This is a genomic window from Cronobacter turicensis, from assembly GCF_041222865.1.
GTDB classification, from domain to species: domain Bacteria; phylum Pseudomonadota; class Gammaproteobacteria; order Enterobacterales; family Enterobacteriaceae; genus Cronobacter; species Cronobacter turicensis.
Window position 1 is genome coordinate 492,319 of sequence record NZ_CP165997.1, and the last position, 19,151, is coordinate 511,469.

Consider the following 19,151-nt stretch of genomic DNA (forward strand, 5'->3'; position numbering starts at 1 on the left):
ACGCCATGAACGGGTCACTGGTGGAAGGGCCGGGCCGACATTTGCGCGCATTGCGCGGGCGATTGATGGTGGACCTGGCGAAGGGCGAAGAAGAAGAGCGCTACGGCCGTTCGCATCCGCAGCATCAAAAGGTGCGCGATCGGCTGCAAAAGTTGCTGGTCCCCGCCGGGCCTGCGGTGGCCCCGCCGGAGATGGCGACGCTGCACAGGCTGGAATCGCTTTCGCGCCAGAGCCCGCCCGGGCATCTGGCGTTAAGCCTGACGGCGCAGGCCCTGGCGCGCCGCAGCCAGCGTCTTAGTGAGAAGGGCGTTTCAGCGCCTTTCGCACAGGCGCTTGAGGTGACGGCCGGGCACTATCAACATAGCGCCGCGCGGCTGGAGGCGCAATTGCGCCAGCAGGATTTAGCGGCGGCGGCGCAGCGCCACGTGGGCGAAGTCATGGCGCGCTGGAAAAACGGCGAGTTTAACGGCTGGTCGCCCGCCGGGCGCTGTTACGTGGCGCTGGAGGAGTTGCGCTGGGGCGCGTTCGGCGACGCCTTGCGCTTAGGCGAGCCGGATGAAAAAAACGCGCTGTTGCAACCGGTGTATGACGAAACGACTCTCCGGCTGGCGCACAGTGTTAATGCATCGCCCCACACGCGGCATTTCTATCAGCAATGGCTGCACACGCCGCCGCAGCCGGGCCTGCTGGAGCATAAAGATATGCTCTGCTGGCTGGGCGCGGAGCATGACGGGGAGCGCCAGCCGGTCAGCTGGTCGGTGACGCAAACCTGGCAGAGCGTGTCGCTGGGTATGCCGCGGATCTGCTCCGCAAGGCGGCTGGTCAATGCGCTGATGGAAGAGATTTTCCTGCTCTGACCGCTAAAAAACCCCGCGCCAGCGGGGTTTCTTATTACGGGTATCCGTCTTTACCGGTGCAGGGTGGTCGTGCTGGCACTTTCAGTATGCGGCGCCGCAGGCGCCTGTTTCGCCACATGCCGGGCATAAAGCGCGGTAATGATGGGCACCAGAATCGCCGTCACGATGACGCTCGCGGCCACCAGCGCCGTGGCTGAGGCAGCGACCGGTTCAAATGCCGGGTTGATTTGCGCGATGATGACCGGGTTCGCGACCGCCGCGCCCGCTGCCGAAGAGGCCGCCACGCCTGCCGTACCGTTGCCGCCGCCCAGGAATTTATCCGCCATAATCAACGGAATGCCGGTGATAATGATCACTCCTACGCCCAGTACAATGCCCAGGAGGCCCGTTTCCATAATCACGCGCAGATTGATGGTATTGCCCAGCGCGAAGCCGAAGAACGGGATCAGCACGGGTGTGGCTTTACTGAAGAACGCACGCAGATCGTGGTCAAGGTTGCCGAGCGTAAAGCCAATCAGAAACGGCAGCACCGCGCCGATGAAGTGATGCGGCTCAAAAGAAGCGAGACCGGCGGAGCCCAGAATCACCATCGTCATCAGTGGGCCCGATTCCAGCGACATCAGCACAAACGCGCCGGACTCTTCCTTCGTGCCGTACTGGTTCATCAGGCTGGCGTAAAGACCGCCGTTGGTCATGTCCATCGCAGAGACGATAGCCAGTACCGACAGCCCGGCGAAAAAGCCGGTCTGGATGCCGGTGTCCGGAATAAAAGACGCCGCAATCATCGCCACCACCCAGGCCACGGCGATTTTAGTCAGTACCAGCGTGCCGGATTTACGCAATACCGTTCCGGTTGCGCGTAAATCAATAGAGGCGCCAATACAGAAAAACCAGACGGCGAGAATAGGCACCGTTCCGCTAATCATTCCTTTAGTAAACGAACCGAAATAATTGCCGGTTTCCGGCGCCAGCGTATTTAAAATCGCTCCCAGTAACAGCGGGATAAGCATCATCCCTCCCGGAATGCGTTCCATCGTAGCTTTAATCTTCATGATAAACCTCAGCGGTTTTATTCAGCCCAGGCTGAATTAAAGTCAAAAGTGTCCCTCGACAAAAATTATTTATTTTCATCGACTTAGTTTGGTTTTTTGCGTAGGGCAGCCGTGGTGAGGCAGCGGCGGCTATCATCATCTTTATAAGAATGGAGAATGGTCTGGTGGCGACTTATCCCGCTATTGAAGTAACTGGTGCTACTATCTCTCTTGTGGAATATTGATTCAATAGAAATGAAACGCTGTTTTGGTTATCTCGATCACATTATTGATTCACATGTTTGATAGCATCAAACGCAGCGAAAACTTATGTAAATCCATTGTTATTTAATTGGGTTTTTTACGCTTATCTGATACCGGGGGCACGGTTCCCCGCAACGTCACGAGGAGTCAGAATGGACGTTCGTCAAAGCATTCATAGCGAGCACGCGAAAACCCTGGATACCGCCGGGCTTCGCAGCGAGTTCTTAATCGAGAAGATTTTTGTGGCTGATGAGTACACGATGACGTACAGCCATATCGACCGCATCATTGTGGGCGGCGTGATGCCGGTAAACCGCACGGTGAGCGTGGGCAGCGAAGTGGGTAAACAACTGGGCGTGAGCTATTTTCTGGAGCGCCGCGAGCTTGGCGTGATCAATATCGGCGGGCCGGGGCTTATTACCGTAGACGGCACGCGCTATGAAATGAACAGTCGCGACGGCTTGTATGTCGGCAAGGGCGCGAAAGAAGTGGTGTTTGAGAGCGTGGAGGCGGGGAACCCGGCCCGTTTTTACTATAACTGCGCGCCGGCCCACACGACATTCCCGACCCGGCGCGTGACGCCGGCGGATGTCTCCCCGGTGCATCTCGGCGAGGACGTGACCAGCAATCGCCGCACCATCAATAAATATTTTATTCCTGACGTGCTGGAGACCTGCCAGCTCAGCATGGGCCTGACCGAGCTGGCGCCGGGGAACCTGTGGAATACGATGCCGTGTCACACGCACGAGCGTCGCATGGAGGTGTATTTCTATTTTGGTCTGGAAGAGAACAGCTGCGTCTTTCACATGATGGGCCAGCCGCAGGAGACGCGGCATATTGTGGTGCAAAACGAGCAGGCTGTGATTTCGCCGAGCTGGTCGATTCACTCTGGCGTTGGAACGCGCGCGTATACCTTTATCTGGGGAATGGTGGGCGAGAATCAGGTGTTTGACGATATGGATCACGTCGCGGTGAAAGATCTGCGTTAACCGTCACGCGCATAAAAAAAGCCTCGTCAGCGACGAGGCTTTTTTGTGGCTTACGCGCTGCGTTTGTCTTCGGTTTGCAGCTCAAAATCGGAGGCGTCGTGGCGCTCGTGAAGCTGCTCGTTGAGCGGGCCCCAGGTGCGGTTAACGATGCGCCCACGCTGGACTGCCGGACGCTGCGCGACCGCTTCCGCCCACCGTTTCACATTTTTATATTCATCAACCTGCAGGAATTTACTCGCCTCATACAGCCCACCGATAATCAGGTTGCCGTACCACGGCCAGATGGCGATATCGGCAATCGAATAGGCATCGCCTGCGATAAAGCGGTGCTGCGCAAGCTGACGGTCCAGCACATCAAGCTGGCGTTTCGCTTCCATGGTGAAGCGGTTAATCGCGTACTCGATTTTCTGCGGCGCATAATGATAGAAGTGGCCGAAACCGCCGCCGAGATAGGGCGCTGATCCCTGCAACCAGAACAGCCAGTTCAGCGCTTCGGCGCGTCCGGCGTAATCTTCCGGCAGGAACTGCCCGAACTTATCGGCGAGATAAAGCAGGATCGCGCCGGATTCAAACACGCGCACCGCGGGCGTGACGGAGCGGTCCAGCAGCGCCGGGATCTTGGAATTGGGGTTAACCTCAACGAAACCGCTGGAAAACTGATCGCCTTCATTAATGCGAATCAGATGCGCGTCATATTCCGCGCCGCTGATGCCGAGCGCCAGCAGCTCTTCCAGCAGGATAGTTACTTTCTGGCCGTTCGGCGTGCCGAGCGAATAGAGCTGCAACGGGTGTTTGCCGACCGGCAGGGTTTTCTCATGCGTCGGCCCCGCAACAGGACGGTTGATGTTTGCAAAGGCGCCGCCAGTTTGCGGTTCCCAGGTCCAGACTTTAGGTGGCTGATATTCGTTTTGAGACATAATGTTATCCCGCGCGATGAGTAAGTAATAAACCGGCCTTCCGGTTCGCGTTTTCGAGTGTAGCAGGCGAGGGCGTACTCGCCTGTTATCCGGTTGTGGCATTACGGCTCTTAGCAGCCTGCGGCGATGTAATCACCGTTCGGGCTGACGGGGATCACCGTCATGAACAGGACGGCGGCGAACAGCAGCAGCGCCAGCCCGCCTGCGATTCGCAGCAGAGCGGCGATCCGCTGCGCCTGACCTGCCGTGGTTTGCGCGCCAAAGAGCCGTGTGGTGGTGCGGCGGGCATACTGTACGCCGAGCGACAGCGCCATAATGGAGAGCGCTGTGCCGATCGCCATCGACATCACCGCGGCCACTCCCCAGCTCGCCATGCCCAGCGCATTGGCAAACAACATAATCATGATCGCGCCGCTACAGGGCCGCGCGCCGATGGCGGCGATAACGCCAAGCCGGGCGCGCCAGTCGCTCTCATGGGTTTCCCTGCCGACGCCGTGATGGCCGCAGCCGCAGTTTTCCGTGTGCGGTGGCGCGGGTGTCAACGTATGAATTTTCAGGCGCGGCGCGCGCAGGCTTTTTGCGGCGCGCAGAATAAGAAACAGCCCAAACGCGCCGATAAGCAGCGCGCTCGCCTTTTCGAGATACCAGCGGCTCTGGCTGAGATCGCCGGAGGCCAGGTTAAAGCCCACCGCCAGGATAAAGACAAACGCAATGGCGCTGACGCCCTGCATCAGGCTGCCCGCGAGCGGCACCAGCCTTGCCGCGAAGAGGCTTTCGCGGTTGGTGGCGATATACGCGCTGACGATAAATTTGCCGTGACCCGGCCCGATGGCGTGCAGCACGCCGTAAATAAACGCGCCGCTGATAAGCCAGATGCCGCCGGTATACTGGTGGTTATTGAGTTGTAAAAGATAGAGCACCAGATAACGGTGCAGCGCGATCTGGAGGTTAAACACCCCTTGTACGAAGGCGCTCCAGTGGCTGTAGAGGAAAAACGCCACGCCCAGCGCGCAGAGCGTTAACAGCAGCGCGCCAGGGCGTTGCCAGCGGCGGTTCAGGATGGCAGTCGACATGCAGTTATCCCGTGAATGAGCATCCAGCAAGTATAACGATGAAAGTATCTGAGAGCAGCGGGAAAGGAGAGGAGGCGGGTAGGGTGCGAATCATCGAACGCAGTTCGATGAAGAGTCCGGCTAGCCAAAAGCAAAAACCCGCCTTGTGGGCGGGTTCTTTAAATGAGTGGTGCCCGGACTCGGAATCGAACCAAGGACACGGGGATTTTCAATCCCCTGCTCTACCGACTGAGCTATCCGGGCAACGGGGCGCATTAAACCGTAAAGGCCCGAAGGCGTCAACGGCTTTGTCATAAAAAATCGGTCAATCTGTGCTGACTGGCTGATTTTCAGTCAAAAATGCGCCTGTTAAGGGGTTATCAGGTCAGCGCGCCGCCCTGGCGACACTGGGCGAAACGCAGGATATCTTCGGCGAGACGGCGCGCGGTATCCACGTCCGCCTGGCTGCGTTTTACCAGCAGACGGCTCAGGCAGCCTTCCAGCACCAGCTCCATCTGCTCGGCAACCATCGCCGGATCGTCCACTTCGAGCTGCGTCAGCAGCTCGTGCGTATAGTGGTACGCCGCGCGTTTTTGCTGATCTGCTAACTGATGAATAGGGTGCGACGCCTCCGGATAAAACGTGCAGGCGGCGATAAACAGACAGCCGGGATAGCGATCCTGACTGACGCAATCCGTCAGCGCCTGATAGCGCGCCATCAGTTTTTGTTCCGCGCTCAGCTCCTCGTTGTAAATCAGCTGGCGACGCCAGGCGTCCACACGCTGGCTTAAATAGCGCAGCGCGTCATACAGCAGCGCTTCGCGATCCGGCCAGTAGCGGTGGATCTCTTCCGTCGGACACTGCACAGCGGCGGCCACCATTTCCGGCGTGGTATTAGCAATCCCTTCCTGTTCAAGGACATGCAGGGCCTGCTCAAGCACTTCTTCACGTTGCACGGTCTACTCCTCTCCGTTTAGCCCAACGGTTTCTCCCACCCAAGTGTTGTTTACCGCAGGCGATTGTGCAAATGCGTTGCAAACGCGGGTGCGTCCATAAAACCAGTGACGCGGCCGTTCGGGATCTCATTGCCCTGCGCATCGAAGAAAATAATTGTGGGCAATCCGAGCACGTTAAGGCGTTTCAGCAAAGCCACATCGGCTGCGCTGTTGGCGGTAACGTCTGCCTGCAACAGCACGGTGCCGTCGAGCGCGCGCTGCACGTCTGGCGCGCTGAACGTGTATTTCTCAAACTCTTTACAGGCGACGCACCAGTCGGCGTAGAGATCGAGCATCACCGGCTTGCCTTTGGCCTGCGCCAGCGCGCGATCGAGATCGTCCACCGTGGCGATACGGGTGAAAGCCAGATGCGCCTGGGAGCCCGCCGTCGGTGCGCCGAAAGCCCAGTCCTGCAACGGGCGGGCGCAAATTAACGCGGCGCCCAGAAAAACGATCTGTACCGTGCGCATCCAGGGTTTGCTCGCGTTCAGGCTTACGATAAACGCCCAGCCGAAGAACGCGATGCCAAGCGCGCTCCAGAGCCGCAACCCCCACGGTTCGCCCACTATTCGCTCCAGCAGAAACACCGGCAACGCCAGGATAACAAAGCCGAACGCGGTTTTGACCTGCTCCATCCACGGGCCGCTTTTGGGCAACAGCCGGTTGCCGAAAACGGTGACCAGAATTAACGGCAGCCCCATACCCAGCGCATAGAGATACAGCGTGCCGCCGCCAAGCCACAGATTACCACTCTGGGCGATGTAGAGCAGAATGGCGCTGAGCGGCGCGGTGGTGCAGGGCGAGCAGATAAGCCCTGCAATCGCGCCCATCGCAAAAACGCCGCCCGGCGAGCCGCCGCGCTGGCGGTTGCTCATCAGTGTCAGGCGCGTTTGCAGCGATGCGGGCAGTTGCAGCGTAAAGAGCCCGAACATAGAGAGCGCCAGAAGAATAAAGACTACGGAGAGCGCCACCAGCACCCACGGGCTTTGCAGCGCCGCCTGGAATTGCAGGCCCGCGGCGGCGACAATTAGCCCCAGCGCGGTGTAAGTGAGCGCCATGCCCTGTACGTAGATAAACGCCAGCAGCAGCGCGCGCCGGGTGGAAAGGCGTTTTTCGCCGCCCAGCACGATGCCGGAGATAAGCGGGTACATCGGCAGCACGCAGGGCGTGAAAGCGACGCCAATGCCGATGAGCAGCGCCCAGAGCGCCGAGAATGGCAGCGTGGCTGTCGGCGCATCGCCGCTGTCGCTGGTCTGCTCGTCGGTTGTGGGCGAAGGCTGTGCGGCTTCGGGTTTCACGCTGTTCTTCTGTTCGACCGCGCTCAGCGGCACCGTACGGGTTTCCGGCGGATAGCAGAAACCGGCGGCGGCGCAGCCCTGGTACGTCACCGTTAGCGTCGCGCCGGGTGAGGCCTGCTCCACCGTGATCGGCACGCTGAGCGCGTCGCGGTAGATTTCGCTTTTGCCGAAGAACTCATCTTCATGCGGCTCCCCGGTGGGGAGCGCAGGCGGCGACACGCTCGCGTTGGCGGGCGTCACGTGAATTTGCTGGCGATAAAGATAGTAGCCGGGCTTGATCTGCCAGTTCAGCGTCAGCTGGTTTTGCTGCTGCTGAAAATCAAAGGCGAAGGCCTGGTCTGCCGGCACGAACTGCGAGGCGTTCTGCTGGCCGAACAGCGAGGCCGGGGCCTGAGCGCTGCAAAAAAGCAGGATCAGCGTAAGGATGCGTTGAGCCATGAGAGGTAGTCTTTATCTCCATGAATGACAGGGATCACCAGCAGTTCGGGGGTCTGATAAGGGTGATGCGTTTTAAGACACGTCAGCAGCGCCTGCTGGCGCGTGGTATCGCTTTTTAACACCATCTGCACTTCGTACTCTTGCTCCAGTTTCCCTTCCCAGTAATAGAGCGACGTGGCGCCCGGCAATAGCGTCACGCAGGCGGCGAGGTTTTCCGCCAGCGCTTTAGCCGCCAGATCCTGCGCGGTGGCTTCGTCCGGCGCGGTGCAGAGCACAACGACCGCGTCCGGCGCGGCGTGAGTAATGGTGTTTTCATCCAGCATAAAGCCCTCCAGCCTGAAAAGTGTGAACGGCTACTATACAACGGCAGAGAAGCGCGCGTTAGCGATGCGCGCAGGCGTGGGATACCGCGAAGTAAAAAGGGGCGCCGCAGCGCCCCGGAAGGATCACAGCATCACGCTGCCCAGCAGGAAACCAAAGAAGACGGAGAGCACGACGCCGAGCGTGCCCGGAATAAAGAACGGATGGTTAAAGACGAAGCGGCCAATGCGCGTGGTGCCGGTATCGTCCATCTGCACGGCGGCGACCAGCGTCGGGTAGGTCGGCAGAATAAACAGGCCGGAAACGGCGGCAAAAGAGGCGACTGCCGTCAGCGGGGAGACGTTCAGCGCCAGCGCCATCGGCATCAGCGCTTTTGCGGTCGCCGCCTGGGAGTAAAGCAGCGCGGAGGCGATAAAGAAAATCAGCGCCAGCAGCCACGGATGGCCCTGAATCACGCTGCCCGCCGTCGCTTTGATCCAGTCGATATTGGCGGAAACGAAGGTGTCGCCAAGCCACGCCACGCCGAGGATACAGATACAGGCGCTCATCCCGGCTTTAAAGGTGCTGGAGTTCAGAATGGTGTCGGTTTCCACGCGGCAGATAAGCGTAATGAGCGTCGCGACGCTCAGCATAATGATAAGGATAGCGCTGGTGGTGTTCATCAGCGGTTTCGCCACCAGGCCCAGGCTTGGGCTGTTGATAATCGCATACGCCACGACGCAGATAACACCTACCAGGAACAGCCACACGGAGGTTTTGGCGCGCGGTTTGATGTCGATTTGCTTGTCGCCGCGCAGTTCGATTAACCCTTCCTCCAGCCGTTTGAGGTAAACCGGATCGTCGGAAAGCTTCGAGTTAAACAGCACGGAGACCAGAAACGACATCACCAGTACGGCCGCGAGCGTGGACGGCATCACCACCATCAGCAGATGAATGTAGCTGACGCCGTGGCCTTCCATCACCGAGGACATATACACCACGGCGGCGGAGATAGGCGACGCGGTAATGGCTATCTGCGCGGCGACCACCGCGGTGGAGAGCGGACGGCAGGGCTTCACGCCCTGTTCCTTCGCCACTTCGGCGATAACCGGCAGCGTGGCGAGCGAGATATTCCCGGTACCGGCGAAAATCGTCAGAAAGTACGTGACGATCGGCGCCAGTATCGTGATGTATTTAGGGTTTTTGCGCAGCAGCTTTTCCGTCTGATTAACCAGGAAATCGAGCCCGCCCGCGACCTGCATGGCGGAGATAGCGGCGATCACCGCCATGATGATGGAGATAACGTCAAAAGGAATATTACCGGGTTTCACCCCAATCGCGGCGAGGACCAGCACTCCCAGCCCCCCGGCGTACCCGATGCCGATGCCCCCAAGCCTGGCGCCAAGAAAAATGGCCAGTAAAACGATGATAAGTTCGACAACTATCATGATGGCTTCCTTGATGGTTAATTATTGGATAATTAAAAGTTATAATTTGGTATCCATTAAACGAAAAAGGCACGTCCGAAGACGTGCCTTTTTAGTGTACCGCGAAAGGAGATTACTGTTCGCTTTCATCGGTATAGCGTTTTGCTTTGTAAGCCGGATGCATCAGGTTCTGGACGGAGAAGATATCGTCCAGCTCTGCTTCGGTCAGCAGACCGCGCTCCAGCACGACTTCACGCACGCTCTTGCCGGTTTCGGCGCAAATCTTCCCGACGATATCGCCATTGTGGTGGCCGATAAACGGGTTGAGATAGGTGACGATACCGATAGAGTTGTAGACGTAGCCTTCGCACACTTCTTTATTCGCGGTAATGCCGTTGACGCATTTTTCCAGCAGGTTGTAGCAGGCGTTGGTCAGAATATGAATCGACTCAAACATCGCCTGGCCGATCACCGGCTCCATCACGTTCAGCTGCAGCTGACCGGCTTCAGAGGCCATGGTCACGGTGGTGTCGTTGCCGATGACTTTAAAGCAGACCTGGTTCACGACTTCCGGCACGACCGGGTTCACTTTGGCAGGCATGATGGATGAACCCGCCTGCAGCTCCGGCAGGTTGATTTCGTTTAAGCCCGCGCGCGGACCCGACGAGAGCAGACGCAGGTCATTACAGATCTTGGAGAGTTTTACCGCCAGGCGTTTGAGCGAGCTGTGCACCATGACGTAAGCGCCGCAGTCGGAGGTCGCTTCGATCAGGTCTTCCGCCGGAACGACCGGTAGATTGCTGACTTCCGCGAGTTTCTGCACCGCCAGCTGCTGGTAGCCGTCAGGCGTATTAAGACGGGTGCCGATAGCGGTCGCGCCGAGGTTCACTTCCAGCAGCAGTTCCGCAGTACGCAGCAGGTTTTTGGTCTCTTCGTTCAGCAGCACGTTGAATGCGTGGAACTCCTGGCCGAGGGTCATCGGCACCGCGTCCTGAAGCTGAGTGCGGCCCATTTTCAGGATGTTTTCAAATTCTACAGCCTTGCGCTGGAAGCCTTCGCCCAGCTCTTTGATGGCGTCGATCAGTTTCACGATAGAGGCGTAAACCGCGATGCGGAAACCGGTCGGGTAGGCGTCGTTAGTGGACTGGCATTTGTTCACATGATCGTTGGGATTGAGGAACTGGTATTCCCCTTTCTGATGCCCCATCAGCTCAAGGCCAATGTTCGCCAGCACTTCGTTGGTGTTCATGTTAACGGAAGTGCCCGCGCCGCCCTGGTAGACATCTACCGGGAACTGATCCATGCATTTTCCGTTATTCAGCACTTCATCGCAGGCGGCGATAATCGTGTCGGCGATTTTGCGCGGAATGGTCTGCAACTCTTTGTTGGCCAGCGCCGCCGCCTTTTTCACCATTACCATGCCGCGAACAAATTCAGGAATATCGCTGATTTTGCTGTTGCTGATGTAAAAGTTTTCAATCGCTCGCAGAGTATGAACACCGTAATAGGCATCCGCTGGAACTTCCCTGGTACCCAACAAATCTTCTTCGATACGAATGTTGTTTAACATGTGAACCTTCTTACTTAAGCTGACTAAGAATGCACCAAACGCACAGGATATATGTGGTTATGGAAGTAAAATGACCGACATTTATGTCCTTAATCGGTCTGGTGCCCACGATCATATGCTGATGATAGCGAAAAGCAGTAACCTGGATCACTTATTCCCGGCCGCGTCTGACGACAATTATTAAACTGTGAAATGGGTCACCGCTTAAAAATTTCCAGAAAAAATCTCCGTGCAAAGTGATTGAACTTTGACTAAGGCGCCTCCATCTCAGTGTATATGCGTTTGCACATCTATTTCTAAGGCGCCTGAAGGCGCCTGCTTTTTACAGGAGAACCCGGTGCGCTGGATACCCTTTATCGCTTTCTTTCTTTACATCTACATTGAAATTTCCATCTTTATTCAGGTGGCGCATGTTTTCGGCGTTTTTCTGACCTTACTGCTGGTGATTTTCACCTCGGTCATTGGGATGTCGCTGGTACGCAACCAGGGCTTTAAAAACCTGATGCTGATGCAGCAGAAAATGGAAGCGGGCGAGAGCCCGGCGGCGGAGATGCTGAAGAGCGTGTCGCTGATCATTGCCGGTCTGTTGCTGCTGCTGCCGGGCTTCTTTACCGATTTCTTAGGCCTGCTGCTGTTACTGCCGCCGGTACAAAAACTCATTACCCTGCGCCTGATGCCGCATTTGCGCTTTGGCCGGATGCCGGGCGGCGGTTTTGGCGCCTCGTCGCAGGGCGGCAATACCTTTGACGGCGAGTATCAGCGCAAAGACGCCGGCCCTAAGCGCCTCGAAGACCAGGATCGCGATTCGCGATAAAAAAACCAAAAATTTTTTCTTTTCCCCCCTTGAAGGGGGAAAACCCCAACCCCATCTCTCTGGGCACCAGCCGGAAACCTTCATGGGCCGGCTCAATCCCTAACTGATACGGACTTTCTCAAAGGAGAGCTATCAATGAATATTCGTCCATTGCATGATCGCGTGATCGTCAAGCGTAAAGAAATTGAATCTAAATCTGCTGGCGGCATCGTTCTGACCGGCTCCGCTGCGGGTAAATCCACGCGTGGCGAAGTGCTGGCTGTTGGCAATGGCCGCATCCTTGAAAATGGCGAAGTGAAGCCGCTGGATGTGAAAGTAGGCGACATCGTCATTTTTAACGATGGCTATGGTGTGAAAACCGAGAAGCTGGACGATCAGGAAGTGCTGATCATGTCTGAGAGCGACATTCTGGCAATTGTTGAAGCGTAATCTCACGCGCGAACAAAACTGAACGTACGAATTCAAGGGAAATAACGATATGGCAGCTAAAGACGTAAAATTCGGTAACGACGCTCGTGTGAAAATGCTCCGCGGCGTAAACGTACTGGCAGACGCAGTGAAAGTCACCCTGGGCCCGAAAGGCCGTAACGTGGTGCTGGATAAATCTTTCGGTGCGCCGACCATCACCAAAGACGGCGTGTCCGTAGCACGTGAAATCGAGCTGGAAGACAAGTTCGAAAACATGGGCGCCCAGATGGTGAAAGAAGTGGCCTCCAAAGCGAACGACGCGGCAGGCGACGGCACCACCACCGCAACCGTACTGGCACAGGCTATCATCACCGAAGGCCTGAAAGCCGTTGCGGCAGGCATGAACCCGATGGACCTGAAACGCGGTATCGATAAAGCGGTTATCGCCGCAGTTGAAGAGCTGAAAGCGCTCTCCGTACCGTGCTCCGACTCCAAAGCGATCGCTCAGGTCGGCACCATCTCCGCTAACTCCGACGAAACCGTAGGCAAACTGATTGCCGAAGCAATGGAGAAAGTGGGTAAAGAAGGCGTTATCACCGTTGAAGAAGGCACCGGTCTGCAGGACGAGCTGGATGTGGTTGAAGGTATGCAGTTCGACCGCGGTTACCTCTCTCCGTACTTCATCAACAAGCCGGAAACTGGCGCTGTTGAACTGGAAAGCCCGTTCATCCTGCTGGCTGACAAAAAAATCTCCAACATTCGCGAAATGCTGCCGGTTCTCGAAGCCGTTGCGAAAGCAGGCAAACCGCTGCTGATCATCGCTGAAGATGTTGAAGGCGAAGCGCTGGCGACCCTGGTCGTTAACACCATGCGCGGCATCGTGAAAGTCGCTGCGGTGAAAGCACCGGGCTTCGGCGACCGTCGTAAAGCTATGCTGCAGGATATCGCTATCCTGACCGGCGGTACCGTTATCTCTGAAGAGATCGGTATGGAGCTGGAAAAAGCGACCCTGGAAGATCTGGGTCAGGCTAAACGCGTTGTTATCAACAAAGACGCGACCACCATCATTGATGGCGTGGGCGAAGAGTCCGCTATTCAGGGCCGTGTTGGTCAGATCCGTCAGCAGATCGAAGAAGCGACCTCTGACTACGACCGTGAAAAACTGCAGGAGCGCGTAGCTAAACTGGCTGGCGGCGTTGCGGTTATCAAGGTTGGCGCAGCCACCGAAGTGGAAATGAAAGAGAAGAAAGCACGCGTTGAAGACGCCCTGCACGCGACCCGCGCTGCGGTGGAAGAAGGCGTGGTTGCTGGCGGCGGCGTAGCGCTGATTCGCGCAGCAAGCAAACTGAGCGATCTGCGTGGCGCGAACGAAGATCAGAACGTCGGTATCAAAGTTGCACTGCGTGCAATGGAAGCGCCGCTGCGTCAGATCGTGCTGAACTGCGGCGAAGAGCCGTCAGTGGTTGCGAACACCGTTAAATCGGGCGACGGTAACTACGGTTACAACGCGGCGACCGAAGAATACGGCAACATGATCGACATGGGTATCCTGGATCCGACCAAAGTAACCCGTTCTGCGCTGCAGTACGCGTCTTCTGTGGCTGGCCTGATGATCACCACCGAGTGCATGGTTACCGATCTGCCGAAAGAAGATAAAGCCGACTTAGGCGCTGCAGGTATGGGCGGCATGGGCGGTATGGGCGGTATGATGTAATTTAATCTTCATACTTCAAGCCGCAGGGGCCCTGGCTGCATGCATTCACCCCGGTCATTTACTGATGTAAGCGACCGGGATTCATGAACTTGCCGCCTGCCTGCAACTTGAATTATTCGATTAAAAACAGAAAACCCCGGTCAGAAATGGCCGGGGTTTTTCTTTTGGTCTTCTTTTAGTATAAGGTCTTAGCGGGCATACGCAGCCCAGGCTATCACCAGCTATTCATAATGGGGAACAACATGCGCTTGAAAGTCACTACAGGAATGGTTGTCGCAGCGCTGCTGCTGGCGGGATGCAGCAACGGTAACTCACTCTCGACCGCGGGTCAGAGCGTGCGTTTTGTTGAAGAGCAGCCAGGCAAAGAGTGCCGCTTACTGGGCACCGCGACCGGCGAGCAGAGCAACTGGCTTTCCGGACAGCACGGCGAAGAGGGCGGCTCTATGCGCGGCGCGGCAAATGATTTGCGTAACCAGGCCGCAGCCATGGGAGGCAACGTGCTTTATGGCGTAAGCAGCCCGACCCAGAACCTGCTTTCAAGCTTTGTCCCGACGTCCAGCAAAATGGTCGGTCAGGTGTATAAGTGCCCGAACTGAGGGTGACTTTTACGCGTTAACGAGTATTTCAGGATAAAAAGGCGGGTGCGCTTCGCTTACCCGCCCTACGTTTTTTTACGTCGCGTTTGTTTCAACGAGGGCGGGTAAGCGTCAGCGCCCCGCCAGCCGTCATCGAAGGTAAAAGCATCAACGCTGGCGCAGCTGCAAATCCAGCGGGGTTTTGCTCGGCTCGCCGCCGATTTCACGCGCCAGCTTCGGCACCAGATAACCCGATACCTGCGACAACAGCTCGCGCATAATTGCCCGGGCTTCGTCGTCGCTCACCATAAAATGCGCCGCGCCCTGCACTTTATCCAGCACATGCAGGTAATAAGGCATCACGCCTGCGTCGAATAACGCATTACTCAGCGCCGTCAGCGTCGCGGCGTTATCGTTCACGCCTTTCAGCAGCACGCTCTGGTTGAGCAGCGTAACGCCTGCTGCGCGCAGTTTCGTCATTCCCGCGCGAAACGCGTCGTCAATTTCCTGCGCATGGTTGATATGGTTCACCAGGAGCACCTGTAACCGCGTCTCGCCGAGCAGCCGGACCAGCGCATCGGTAATACGCGCCGGGATCACGATAGGCAGACGGCTGTGGATACGCAGGCGTTTAATGTGAGGGATCGCCTCAATATTCGCCACCAGCCATTCCAGCTCGTGATCTTTCGCCATCAGTGGGTCGCCGCCGGAGAAAATAATTTCATCCAGTTCCGCGTGCGCGGCAATGTAATCCAGCGCGGCCTGCCAGTTGCGCTTATTCCCCTGGTTATCCGCATACGGAAAATGACGGCGGAAGCAATAGCGGCAGTTCACCGCGCAGCCGCCTTTTACCAGCAGCAGCGCGCGGTTGTGGTATTTATGCAAAAGGCCAGGCACCACACTGTTTTGCTCTTCAAGCGGATCGGTGGTAAAACCGGGCGCCGCGACAAACTCCTCGCGTGAGGTCAATACCTGGCGCAACAGCGGATCCTGCGGGTTGCCTTTCTCCATCCGCGCGGCGAATGCCCGCGGTACGCGCAGCGCAAATAACCGGCGCGCGTCGCGGCCTGCCAGCAATTCTTCACTGGCGTCTATATTGAGAAGGTGCAGGAGCTCGTCGGGATCGGTGATAACATCGGCAAGTTGCGATAACCAATCTTCTCGGGATGGGGTTTTTAGGGTTACAATATGCGCCATTTTGTGGCTTAGCTACCAGTTAACAATTTCAGAGGGCCTTATGGCGACTTATTCTAGCAACGATTTTCGTGCCGGTCTTAAAATCATGATGGACGGCGAACCGTACGCCGTTGAATCCAGCGAATTCGTTAAGCCGGGTAAAGGTCAGGCGTTTGCGCGCGTTAAGCTGCGCCGTCTGCTGACCGGTTCCCGCGTTGAGAAAACCTTTAAATCCACCGACTCCGCCGAAGGCGCTGACGTTGTGGATATGAACCTGACTTACCTCTACAACGACGGTGAGTTCTGGCACTTCATGAACAACGAAACCTTCGAACAGCTGGCCGCGGACGCGAAAGCGGTTGGCGACAACGCTAAATGGCTGCTGGACCAGGCTGAGTGCATCGTGACCCTGTGGAACGGCCAGCCGATCTCCGTAACCCCGCCGAACTTCGTAGAGCTGGAAATCGTTGATACCGATCCGGGCCTGAAAGGCGATACCGCGGGCACTGGCGGCAAACCGGCGACCCTGTCTACCGGCGCTGTGGTAAAAGTACCGCTGTTCGTACAGATCGGCGAAGTCATCAAAGTGGATACCCGCTCTGGTGAATACGTTTCCCGCGTAAAATAATTTCGACTGTTATCTGCGGCGTGGTGTCGCCACGCCGCATATTTGCAGAGACCGCCCCATGAAAACCCCGCTGTTACGTTCCCTTTTAATTCTGCTGCTTTGTTCGCTTACGAGCGCCTGTAATACGGCGCGCGGCTTTGGCGAAGATATTCAGCATCTCGGCGGCGCGATTGAGCGCGCGGCAAAATAGTTCTTCTGTTCCTAAAAATCGTTTCCTTCCGCCAGCGTGTCAGTTTTTGTCTATGCTTAAATGGCTATACACAAATAACTTAGGCAATAAAAGGAAGAGATTATGGTTAAGAAAACAATTGCGGCGCTCTTTTCAGCACTGGTCCTTTCTTCACTGTTGACGGCCTGTAACACCACCCGTGGCGTGGGCGAAGACATTCAGGACGGCGGCAACGCGATTTCTGGCGCCGCAACGCGCGCATCGCAGTAATCTTTGCGACGACGGTACGGCTCCTTCAGGCGTCGTACCGTTATCTCGCGCACATCTCCGGCAGCGGCACGAACAGCGAAAAGCGGTTATCGGCGCCCAGTTTCATACGAATATTGCGTTTATAAGTGTAAACCGTTTTTACGGCGATCCCCATTTTGCGTGCAATCTCCTCATTACTCATTCCTTCGCTCCACCACTCCAGAATGCGTTCTTCACGTAACGTCAGCAGCGGCGTCACCGTTTTAGGCTCACCGAATGGCGGACGGGACATCAGCGCTTTGCCAATCATCTGGCCCAGCTCACGCAGCGGAATATTTTTATTCGCAATGCGCCAGGTAATTTGTTGCGAGCAATAGTCGTCCAGCACGTCTGAGTGGCCGCTTTGCAGCAGAATAAGACGCGTGGTGTTGCCGCAAGCGGCAAAAATCGAGGAGAACTGATTTACGTGGTGAACATCTCCCATAAATCCGTGAAGATCGGCAATCACCATATTGGGCTGCCACTGAATAAGAAGTTCGCGCGCGCGCAGCAAATGATCGGTTGCCGTCACATGGAACGGCGCAGCGAAATCTTCAGCGTGATTGAGCCAGCTTTCGAGCCCGGTACGGCTGAAATGACAGCGGTCAACCAGTAAAATTTTATACATGCTCGGATTCATTATGGAGAGAAGAAGGCCCTGCTGAAGCCAGCAGGAAAGTGTTTCATCATAGGGAGATTTATTGCTAACTGAACCCGTGATGTACGCGCACAATCGCGGCTATTTCCTGGCTTAACTGATGAGAATGTGTTGGTTTAGGCAAAACACGGTTGCAAAACGCGCAGAGAGAAGGGATGATCGCGCTGTTTAATCACCTGGCCTTGCGGGACGACCTGCAAGCGCGTCATGTTGAACGGGGACGGCCCCAAAAACCTGGAGCTGAATATGTCCTGGTTCGTTCTGTTTATCGCCGGTCTTCTGGAAGTGGTCTGGGCCGTCGGCCTGAAATACACCCACGGGTTTACACGCGTTGTGCCGAGCCTCATCACCGTTTCGGCGATGATCGTCAGCATTGTGCTGCTCTCATGGGCGATGAAAAGCCTGCCAACCGGCACGGCCTACGCCGTCTGGACGGGGATCGGGGCGGTGGGCGCTGCCATCACCGGCATTCTGCTGTTAGGTGAATCGGCAAGCCCCGCGAGGCTGATAAGCCTGGGGCTTATCGTCGCGGGGATTATTGGCCTGAAGCTCAGCACCCACTAGCGGGCGCGCTGGTTTACCCAAATCAGTTTTTCCACCGGGAAGCCCTGACGGGTAGCGGAATCCAGCAGATCCTCTTTCACTTGCTTACTGATCGTCGGCGTGCGGGAGAGGATCCACAGATAGCTGCGATCCGGCCCGCAGATCAGCGCGTGCTGGTAATCTTTATCCAGCGCAATAATGTTATACCCGCCGTAGAACGGGCCGAAGAACGAAACCTTCAGCGCGGCGCGGCGGGTATTGCCGGTGAAGTAAGCTTTACCTTCGCTCTGCTGCCATTTATTGCGATCCGGGTTAAAGCCGCGGTTGATAACGTTCAGGCCGCCGTCGCCACGCAGGCTGTAGGTCGCGGTGACCTGCTCCAGGCCGCGCTCAAAGCGGTGGTCAAAGCGCGCGATTTCATACCACGTACCGAGATAACGGTTAACGTTAAAATCTTCCACGACCCTCACACCGCTCGGCGGAGTAGGGGTGCTGCAGGCGACCAGCAGTGCCGCGGTCGCGACGGTAGCTACAACAGGGAGTAGTCGAATACGCATGGCGGGATCCTTCTGTTTTACTGCTAAGTGTAGATGCCCGTTGCGCTTTTGTAATAGCAGGGAAAAGAAATACTGAGACGGGAAAGCGCCGCTCCCGAAGAAGCGGCGAGAAATGTCAGAGCGTTATCACGCCAATCAGCGTCACGACCGTCAGGATAGCCGCCAGGCCGTAGAAAACCCATTTCCCGGCCGGGACATGGATTTTCAGGTCGTGCATGCCGTGATGAATACGGTGCAACCCGCACCACAGCGGCAGCACAATCATCAGGAACAGAAACAGACGGCCCACCCAGCTCTGGGCGAACGCCAGCACACGTTCATAGCTGAACGCGCCTTCCGGCCCCATGCCGAGCGGCAGCAGAATGCCCACCAGCAGGATGATTACCGGCGCGATAATCGCGCACCACATGCCGCCTGCGCCAAACAGGCCCCAGAATACCGGTTCGTCGGAACGTTTCGGGTGTTGATTAATCACGATATCCT

At 56.8% G+C, this 19,151-nt stretch carries 22 protein-coding genes and 1 tRNA gene; 10 read left to right on the forward strand and 13 right to left on the reverse strand.

Going from position 1 to position 19,151, the window contains the following annotated elements:
- Positions 1 to 5 precede the first annotated feature (5 nt).
- On the forward strand, positions 6 to 857 hold the full coding sequence (locus AB8W27_RS02345) for a diguanylate cyclase regulator RdcB family protein (RefSeq protein WP_041923968.1): 852 nt from the start codon (positions 6 to 8) through the stop codon (positions 855 to 857).
- Between the two features lie 50 nt (positions 858 to 907).
- Here AB8W27_RS02345 and kdgT read toward each other — a convergent pair whose 3' ends face one another.
- Positions 908 to 1,909 (reverse strand): 2-keto-3-deoxygluconate transporter, encoded by a 1,002-nt coding sequence (gene kdgT / locus AB8W27_RS02350; RefSeq protein WP_041923967.1) that lies wholly within the window; start codon positions 1,907 to 1,909, stop codon positions 908 to 910.
- 395 nt (positions 1,910 to 2,304) lie between these two features.
- Between kdgT and kduI the strand changes: the two genes are divergently transcribed.
- The gene (kduI, locus tag AB8W27_RS02355) at positions 2,305 to 3,141 is read left to right on the forward strand and encodes a 5-dehydro-4-deoxy-D-glucuronate isomerase (RefSeq protein WP_041923966.1); all 837 of its coding nucleotides are present in this window, start codon (positions 2,305 to 2,307) and stop codon (positions 3,139 to 3,141) included.
- Positions 3,142 to 3,191: 50 nt separating this feature from the next.
- Here the strand turns inward: kduI and yghU are convergent, their stop codons facing one another.
- From yghU to aspA, 8 genes are all read right to left on the reverse strand, one after another.
- On the reverse strand, positions 3,192 to 4,058 hold the full coding sequence (gene yghU, locus AB8W27_RS02360; RefSeq protein WP_015742618.1) for a glutathione-dependent disulfide-bond oxidoreductase: 867 nt from the start codon (positions 4,056 to 4,058) through the stop codon (positions 3,192 to 3,194).
- A 110-nt stretch (positions 4,059 to 4,168) separates the two neighbouring features.
- Positions 4,169 to 5,131, reverse strand: a complete 963-nt coding sequence (locus tag AB8W27_RS02365; RefSeq protein ID WP_015742617.1) for a nickel/cobalt transporter — start codon at positions 5,129 to 5,131, stop codon at positions 4,169 to 4,171.
- Between the two features lie 167 nt (positions 5,132 to 5,298).
- Positions 5,299 to 5,374, reverse strand: a tRNA-Phe gene (locus AB8W27_RS02370).
- Between the two features lie 116 nt (positions 5,375 to 5,490).
- Entirely contained in the window at positions 5,491 to 6,066 is a 576-nt protein-coding gene (locus AB8W27_RS02375; RefSeq protein ID WP_007764173.1) for a transcriptional regulator, read from the reverse strand.
- A 50-nt stretch (positions 6,067 to 6,116) separates the two neighbouring features.
- Positions 6,117 to 7,841: a protein-disulfide reductase DsbD gene (locus AB8W27_RS02380; RefSeq protein ID WP_015742616.1), complete on the reverse strand. Its 1,725-nt coding sequence runs from the start codon at positions 7,839 to 7,841 to the stop codon at positions 6,117 to 6,119.
- Positions 7,817 to 8,164 (reverse strand): divalent cation tolerance protein CutA, encoded by a 348-nt coding sequence (gene cutA, locus AB8W27_RS02385; protein ID WP_041923965.1) that lies wholly within the window; start codon positions 8,162 to 8,164, stop codon positions 7,817 to 7,819. Before cutA ends, AB8W27_RS02380 begins: the two co-directional genes overlap by 25 nt.
- 123 nt (positions 8,165 to 8,287) lie before the next feature.
- Complete coding sequence (locus AB8W27_RS02390) at positions 8,288 to 9,589, reverse strand: anaerobic C4-dicarboxylate transporter (protein ID WP_041923964.1); 1,302 nt, start codon at positions 9,587 to 9,589, stop codon at positions 8,288 to 8,290.
- Positions 9,590 to 9,701: 112 nt separating this feature from the next.
- Positions 9,702 to 11,138: an aspartate ammonia-lyase gene (aspA, locus tag AB8W27_RS02395; RefSeq protein WP_041923963.1), complete on the reverse strand. Its 1,437-nt coding sequence runs from the start codon at positions 11,136 to 11,138 to the stop codon at positions 9,702 to 9,704.
- 337 nt (positions 11,139 to 11,475) lie between these two features.
- On the opposite strand from aspA, the gene AB8W27_RS02400 reads away from it, so the two are divergent.
- The 4 genes from AB8W27_RS02400 (at position 11,476) to AB8W27_RS02415 (ending at position 14,670) form a co-directional block, all read left to right on the forward strand.
- Entirely contained in the window at positions 11,476 to 11,952 is a 477-nt protein-coding gene (locus AB8W27_RS02400; RefSeq protein ID WP_015742612.1) for an FxsA family protein, read from the forward strand.
- 135 nt (positions 11,953 to 12,087) lie between these two features.
- Positions 12,088 to 12,381 (forward strand): co-chaperone GroES, encoded by a 294-nt coding sequence (locus tag AB8W27_RS02405; protein ID WP_004387018.1) that lies wholly within the window; start codon positions 12,088 to 12,090, stop codon positions 12,379 to 12,381.
- Between the two features lie 49 nt (positions 12,382 to 12,430).
- Complete coding sequence (gene groL / locus AB8W27_RS02410; RefSeq protein WP_007764515.1) at positions 12,431 to 14,074, forward strand: chaperonin GroEL; 1,644 nt, start codon at positions 12,431 to 12,433, stop codon at positions 14,072 to 14,074.
- Between the two features lie 242 nt (positions 14,075 to 14,316).
- Positions 14,317 to 14,670, forward strand: a complete 354-nt coding sequence (locus AB8W27_RS02415; RefSeq protein ID WP_007702174.1) for a DUF4156 domain-containing protein — start codon at positions 14,317 to 14,319, stop codon at positions 14,668 to 14,670.
- A gap of 147 nt (positions 14,671 to 14,817) precedes the next feature.
- Here AB8W27_RS02415 and epmB read toward each other — a convergent pair whose 3' ends face one another.
- On the reverse strand, positions 14,818 to 15,846 hold the full coding sequence (epmB, locus tag AB8W27_RS02420; RefSeq protein WP_015742610.1) for an EF-P beta-lysylation protein EpmB: 1,029 nt from the start codon (positions 15,844 to 15,846) through the stop codon (positions 14,818 to 14,820).
- A 40-nt stretch (positions 15,847 to 15,886) separates the two neighbouring features.
- Here epmB and efp point away from each other — a divergent pair, with 40 nt between their 5' ends.
- The 3 genes from efp (at position 15,887) to ecnB (ending at position 16,892) form a co-directional block, all read left to right on the forward strand.
- Positions 15,887 to 16,453, forward strand: coding sequence for an elongation factor P (gene efp, locus AB8W27_RS02425; RefSeq protein ID WP_004386068.1), 567 nt, complete (start codon positions 15,887 to 15,889; stop codon positions 16,451 to 16,453).
- A gap of 58 nt (positions 16,454 to 16,511) precedes the next feature.
- Entirely contained in the window at positions 16,512 to 16,643 is a 132-nt protein-coding gene (locus AB8W27_RS02430; protein ID WP_007764507.1) for an entericidin A/B family lipoprotein, read from the forward strand.
- 102 nt (positions 16,644 to 16,745) lie between these two features.
- Complete coding sequence (ecnB, locus tag AB8W27_RS02435) at positions 16,746 to 16,892, forward strand: lipoprotein toxin entericidin B (RefSeq protein WP_007678873.1); 147 nt, start codon at positions 16,746 to 16,748, stop codon at positions 16,890 to 16,892.
- A 40-nt stretch (positions 16,893 to 16,932) separates the two neighbouring features.
- Here ecnB and AB8W27_RS02440 read toward each other — a convergent pair whose 3' ends face one another.
- Positions 16,933 to 17,538, reverse strand: coding sequence for a response regulator transcription factor (locus AB8W27_RS02440; protein ID WP_015742609.1), 606 nt, complete (start codon positions 17,536 to 17,538; stop codon positions 16,933 to 16,935).
- A gap of 276 nt (positions 17,539 to 17,814) precedes the next feature.
- Between AB8W27_RS02440 and sugE the strand changes: the two genes are divergently transcribed.
- Positions 17,815 to 18,132 (forward strand): quaternary ammonium compound efflux SMR transporter SugE, encoded by a 318-nt coding sequence (sugE, locus tag AB8W27_RS02445; RefSeq protein WP_007702160.1) that lies wholly within the window; start codon positions 17,815 to 17,817, stop codon positions 18,130 to 18,132.
- On the opposite strand, the gene AB8W27_RS02450 is transcribed toward sugE, so the two are convergent.
- Positions 18,129 to 18,662, reverse strand: a complete 534-nt coding sequence (locus AB8W27_RS02450) for a lipocalin family protein (protein WP_032805693.1) — start codon at positions 18,660 to 18,662, stop codon at positions 18,129 to 18,131. The two genes, sugE and AB8W27_RS02450, sit on opposite strands and share 4 nt — an antisense overlap.
- 121 nt (positions 18,663 to 18,783) lie before the next feature.
- Positions 18,784 to 19,143, reverse strand: a complete 360-nt coding sequence (frdD, locus tag AB8W27_RS02455; protein ID WP_015742606.1) for a fumarate reductase subunit FrdD — start codon at positions 19,141 to 19,143, stop codon at positions 18,784 to 18,786.
- Between the last annotated feature and the right edge of the window lie 8 nt (positions 19,144 to 19,151).

Excerpts from the sequence above, each read along its gene's own strand:
- AB8W27_RS02380 (WP_015742616.1), bottom strand. The coding sequence starts at position 7,841 with ATGGCTCAACGCATCCTTACGCTGATCCTGCTTTTTTGCAGCGCTCAG.
- cutA (WP_041923965.1), bottom strand. The coding sequence starts at position 8,164 with ATGCTGGATGAAAACACCATTACTCACGCCGCGCCGGACGCGGTCGTT.
- groL (WP_007764515.1), top strand. The coding sequence starts at position 12,431 with ATGGCAGCTAAAGACGTAAAATTCGGTAACGACGCTCGTGTGAAAATG.
- yghU (WP_015742618.1), bottom strand. The coding sequence starts at position 4,058 with ATGTCTCAAAACGAATATCAGCCACCTAAAGTCTGGACCTGGGAACCG.
- efp (WP_004386068.1), top strand. The coding sequence starts at position 15,887 with ATGGCGACTTATTCTAGCAACGATTTTCGTGCCGGTCTTAAAATCATG.
- AB8W27_RS02345 (WP_041923968.1), top strand. The coding sequence starts at position 6 with ATGAACGGGTCACTGGTGGAAGGGCCGGGCCGACATTTGCGCGCATTG.
- AB8W27_RS02405 (WP_004387018.1), top strand. The coding sequence starts at position 12,088 with ATGAATATTCGTCCATTGCATGATCGCGTGATCGTCAAGCGTAAAGAA.
- aspA (WP_041923963.1), bottom strand. The coding sequence starts at position 11,138 with ATGTTAAACAACATTCGTATCGAAGAAGATTTGTTGGGTACCAGGGAA.
- AB8W27_RS02415 (WP_007702174.1), top strand. The coding sequence starts at position 14,317 with ATGCGCTTGAAAGTCACTACAGGAATGGTTGTCGCAGCGCTGCTGCTG.
- AB8W27_RS02365 (WP_015742617.1), bottom strand. The coding sequence starts at position 5,131 with ATGTCGACTGCCATCCTGAACCGCCGCTGGCAACGCCCTGGCGCGCTG.
- sugE (WP_007702160.1), top strand. The coding sequence starts at position 17,815 with ATGTCCTGGTTCGTTCTGTTTATCGCCGGTCTTCTGGAAGTGGTCTGG.
- ecnB (WP_007678873.1), top strand. The coding sequence starts at position 16,746 with ATGGTTAAGAAAACAATTGCGGCGCTCTTTTCAGCACTGGTCCTTTCT.
- epmB (WP_015742610.1), bottom strand. The coding sequence starts at position 15,846 with ATGGCGCATATTGTAACCCTAAAAACCCCATCCCGAGAAGATTGGTTA.
- AB8W27_RS02390 (WP_041923964.1), bottom strand. The coding sequence starts at position 9,589 with ATGATAGTTGTCGAACTTATCATCGTTTTACTGGCCATTTTTCTTGGC.
- AB8W27_RS02440 (WP_015742609.1), bottom strand. The coding sequence starts at position 17,538 with ATGTATAAAATTTTACTGGTTGACCGCTGTCATTTCAGCCGTACCGGG.
- AB8W27_RS02430 (WP_007764507.1), top strand. The coding sequence starts at position 16,512 with ATGAAAACCCCGCTGTTACGTTCCCTTTTAATTCTGCTGCTTTGTTCG.
- kduI (WP_041923966.1), top strand. The coding sequence starts at position 2,305 with ATGGACGTTCGTCAAAGCATTCATAGCGAGCACGCGAAAACCCTGGAT.
- kdgT (WP_041923967.1), bottom strand. The coding sequence starts at position 1,909 with ATGAAGATTAAAGCTACGATGGAACGCATTCCGGGAGGGATGATGCTT.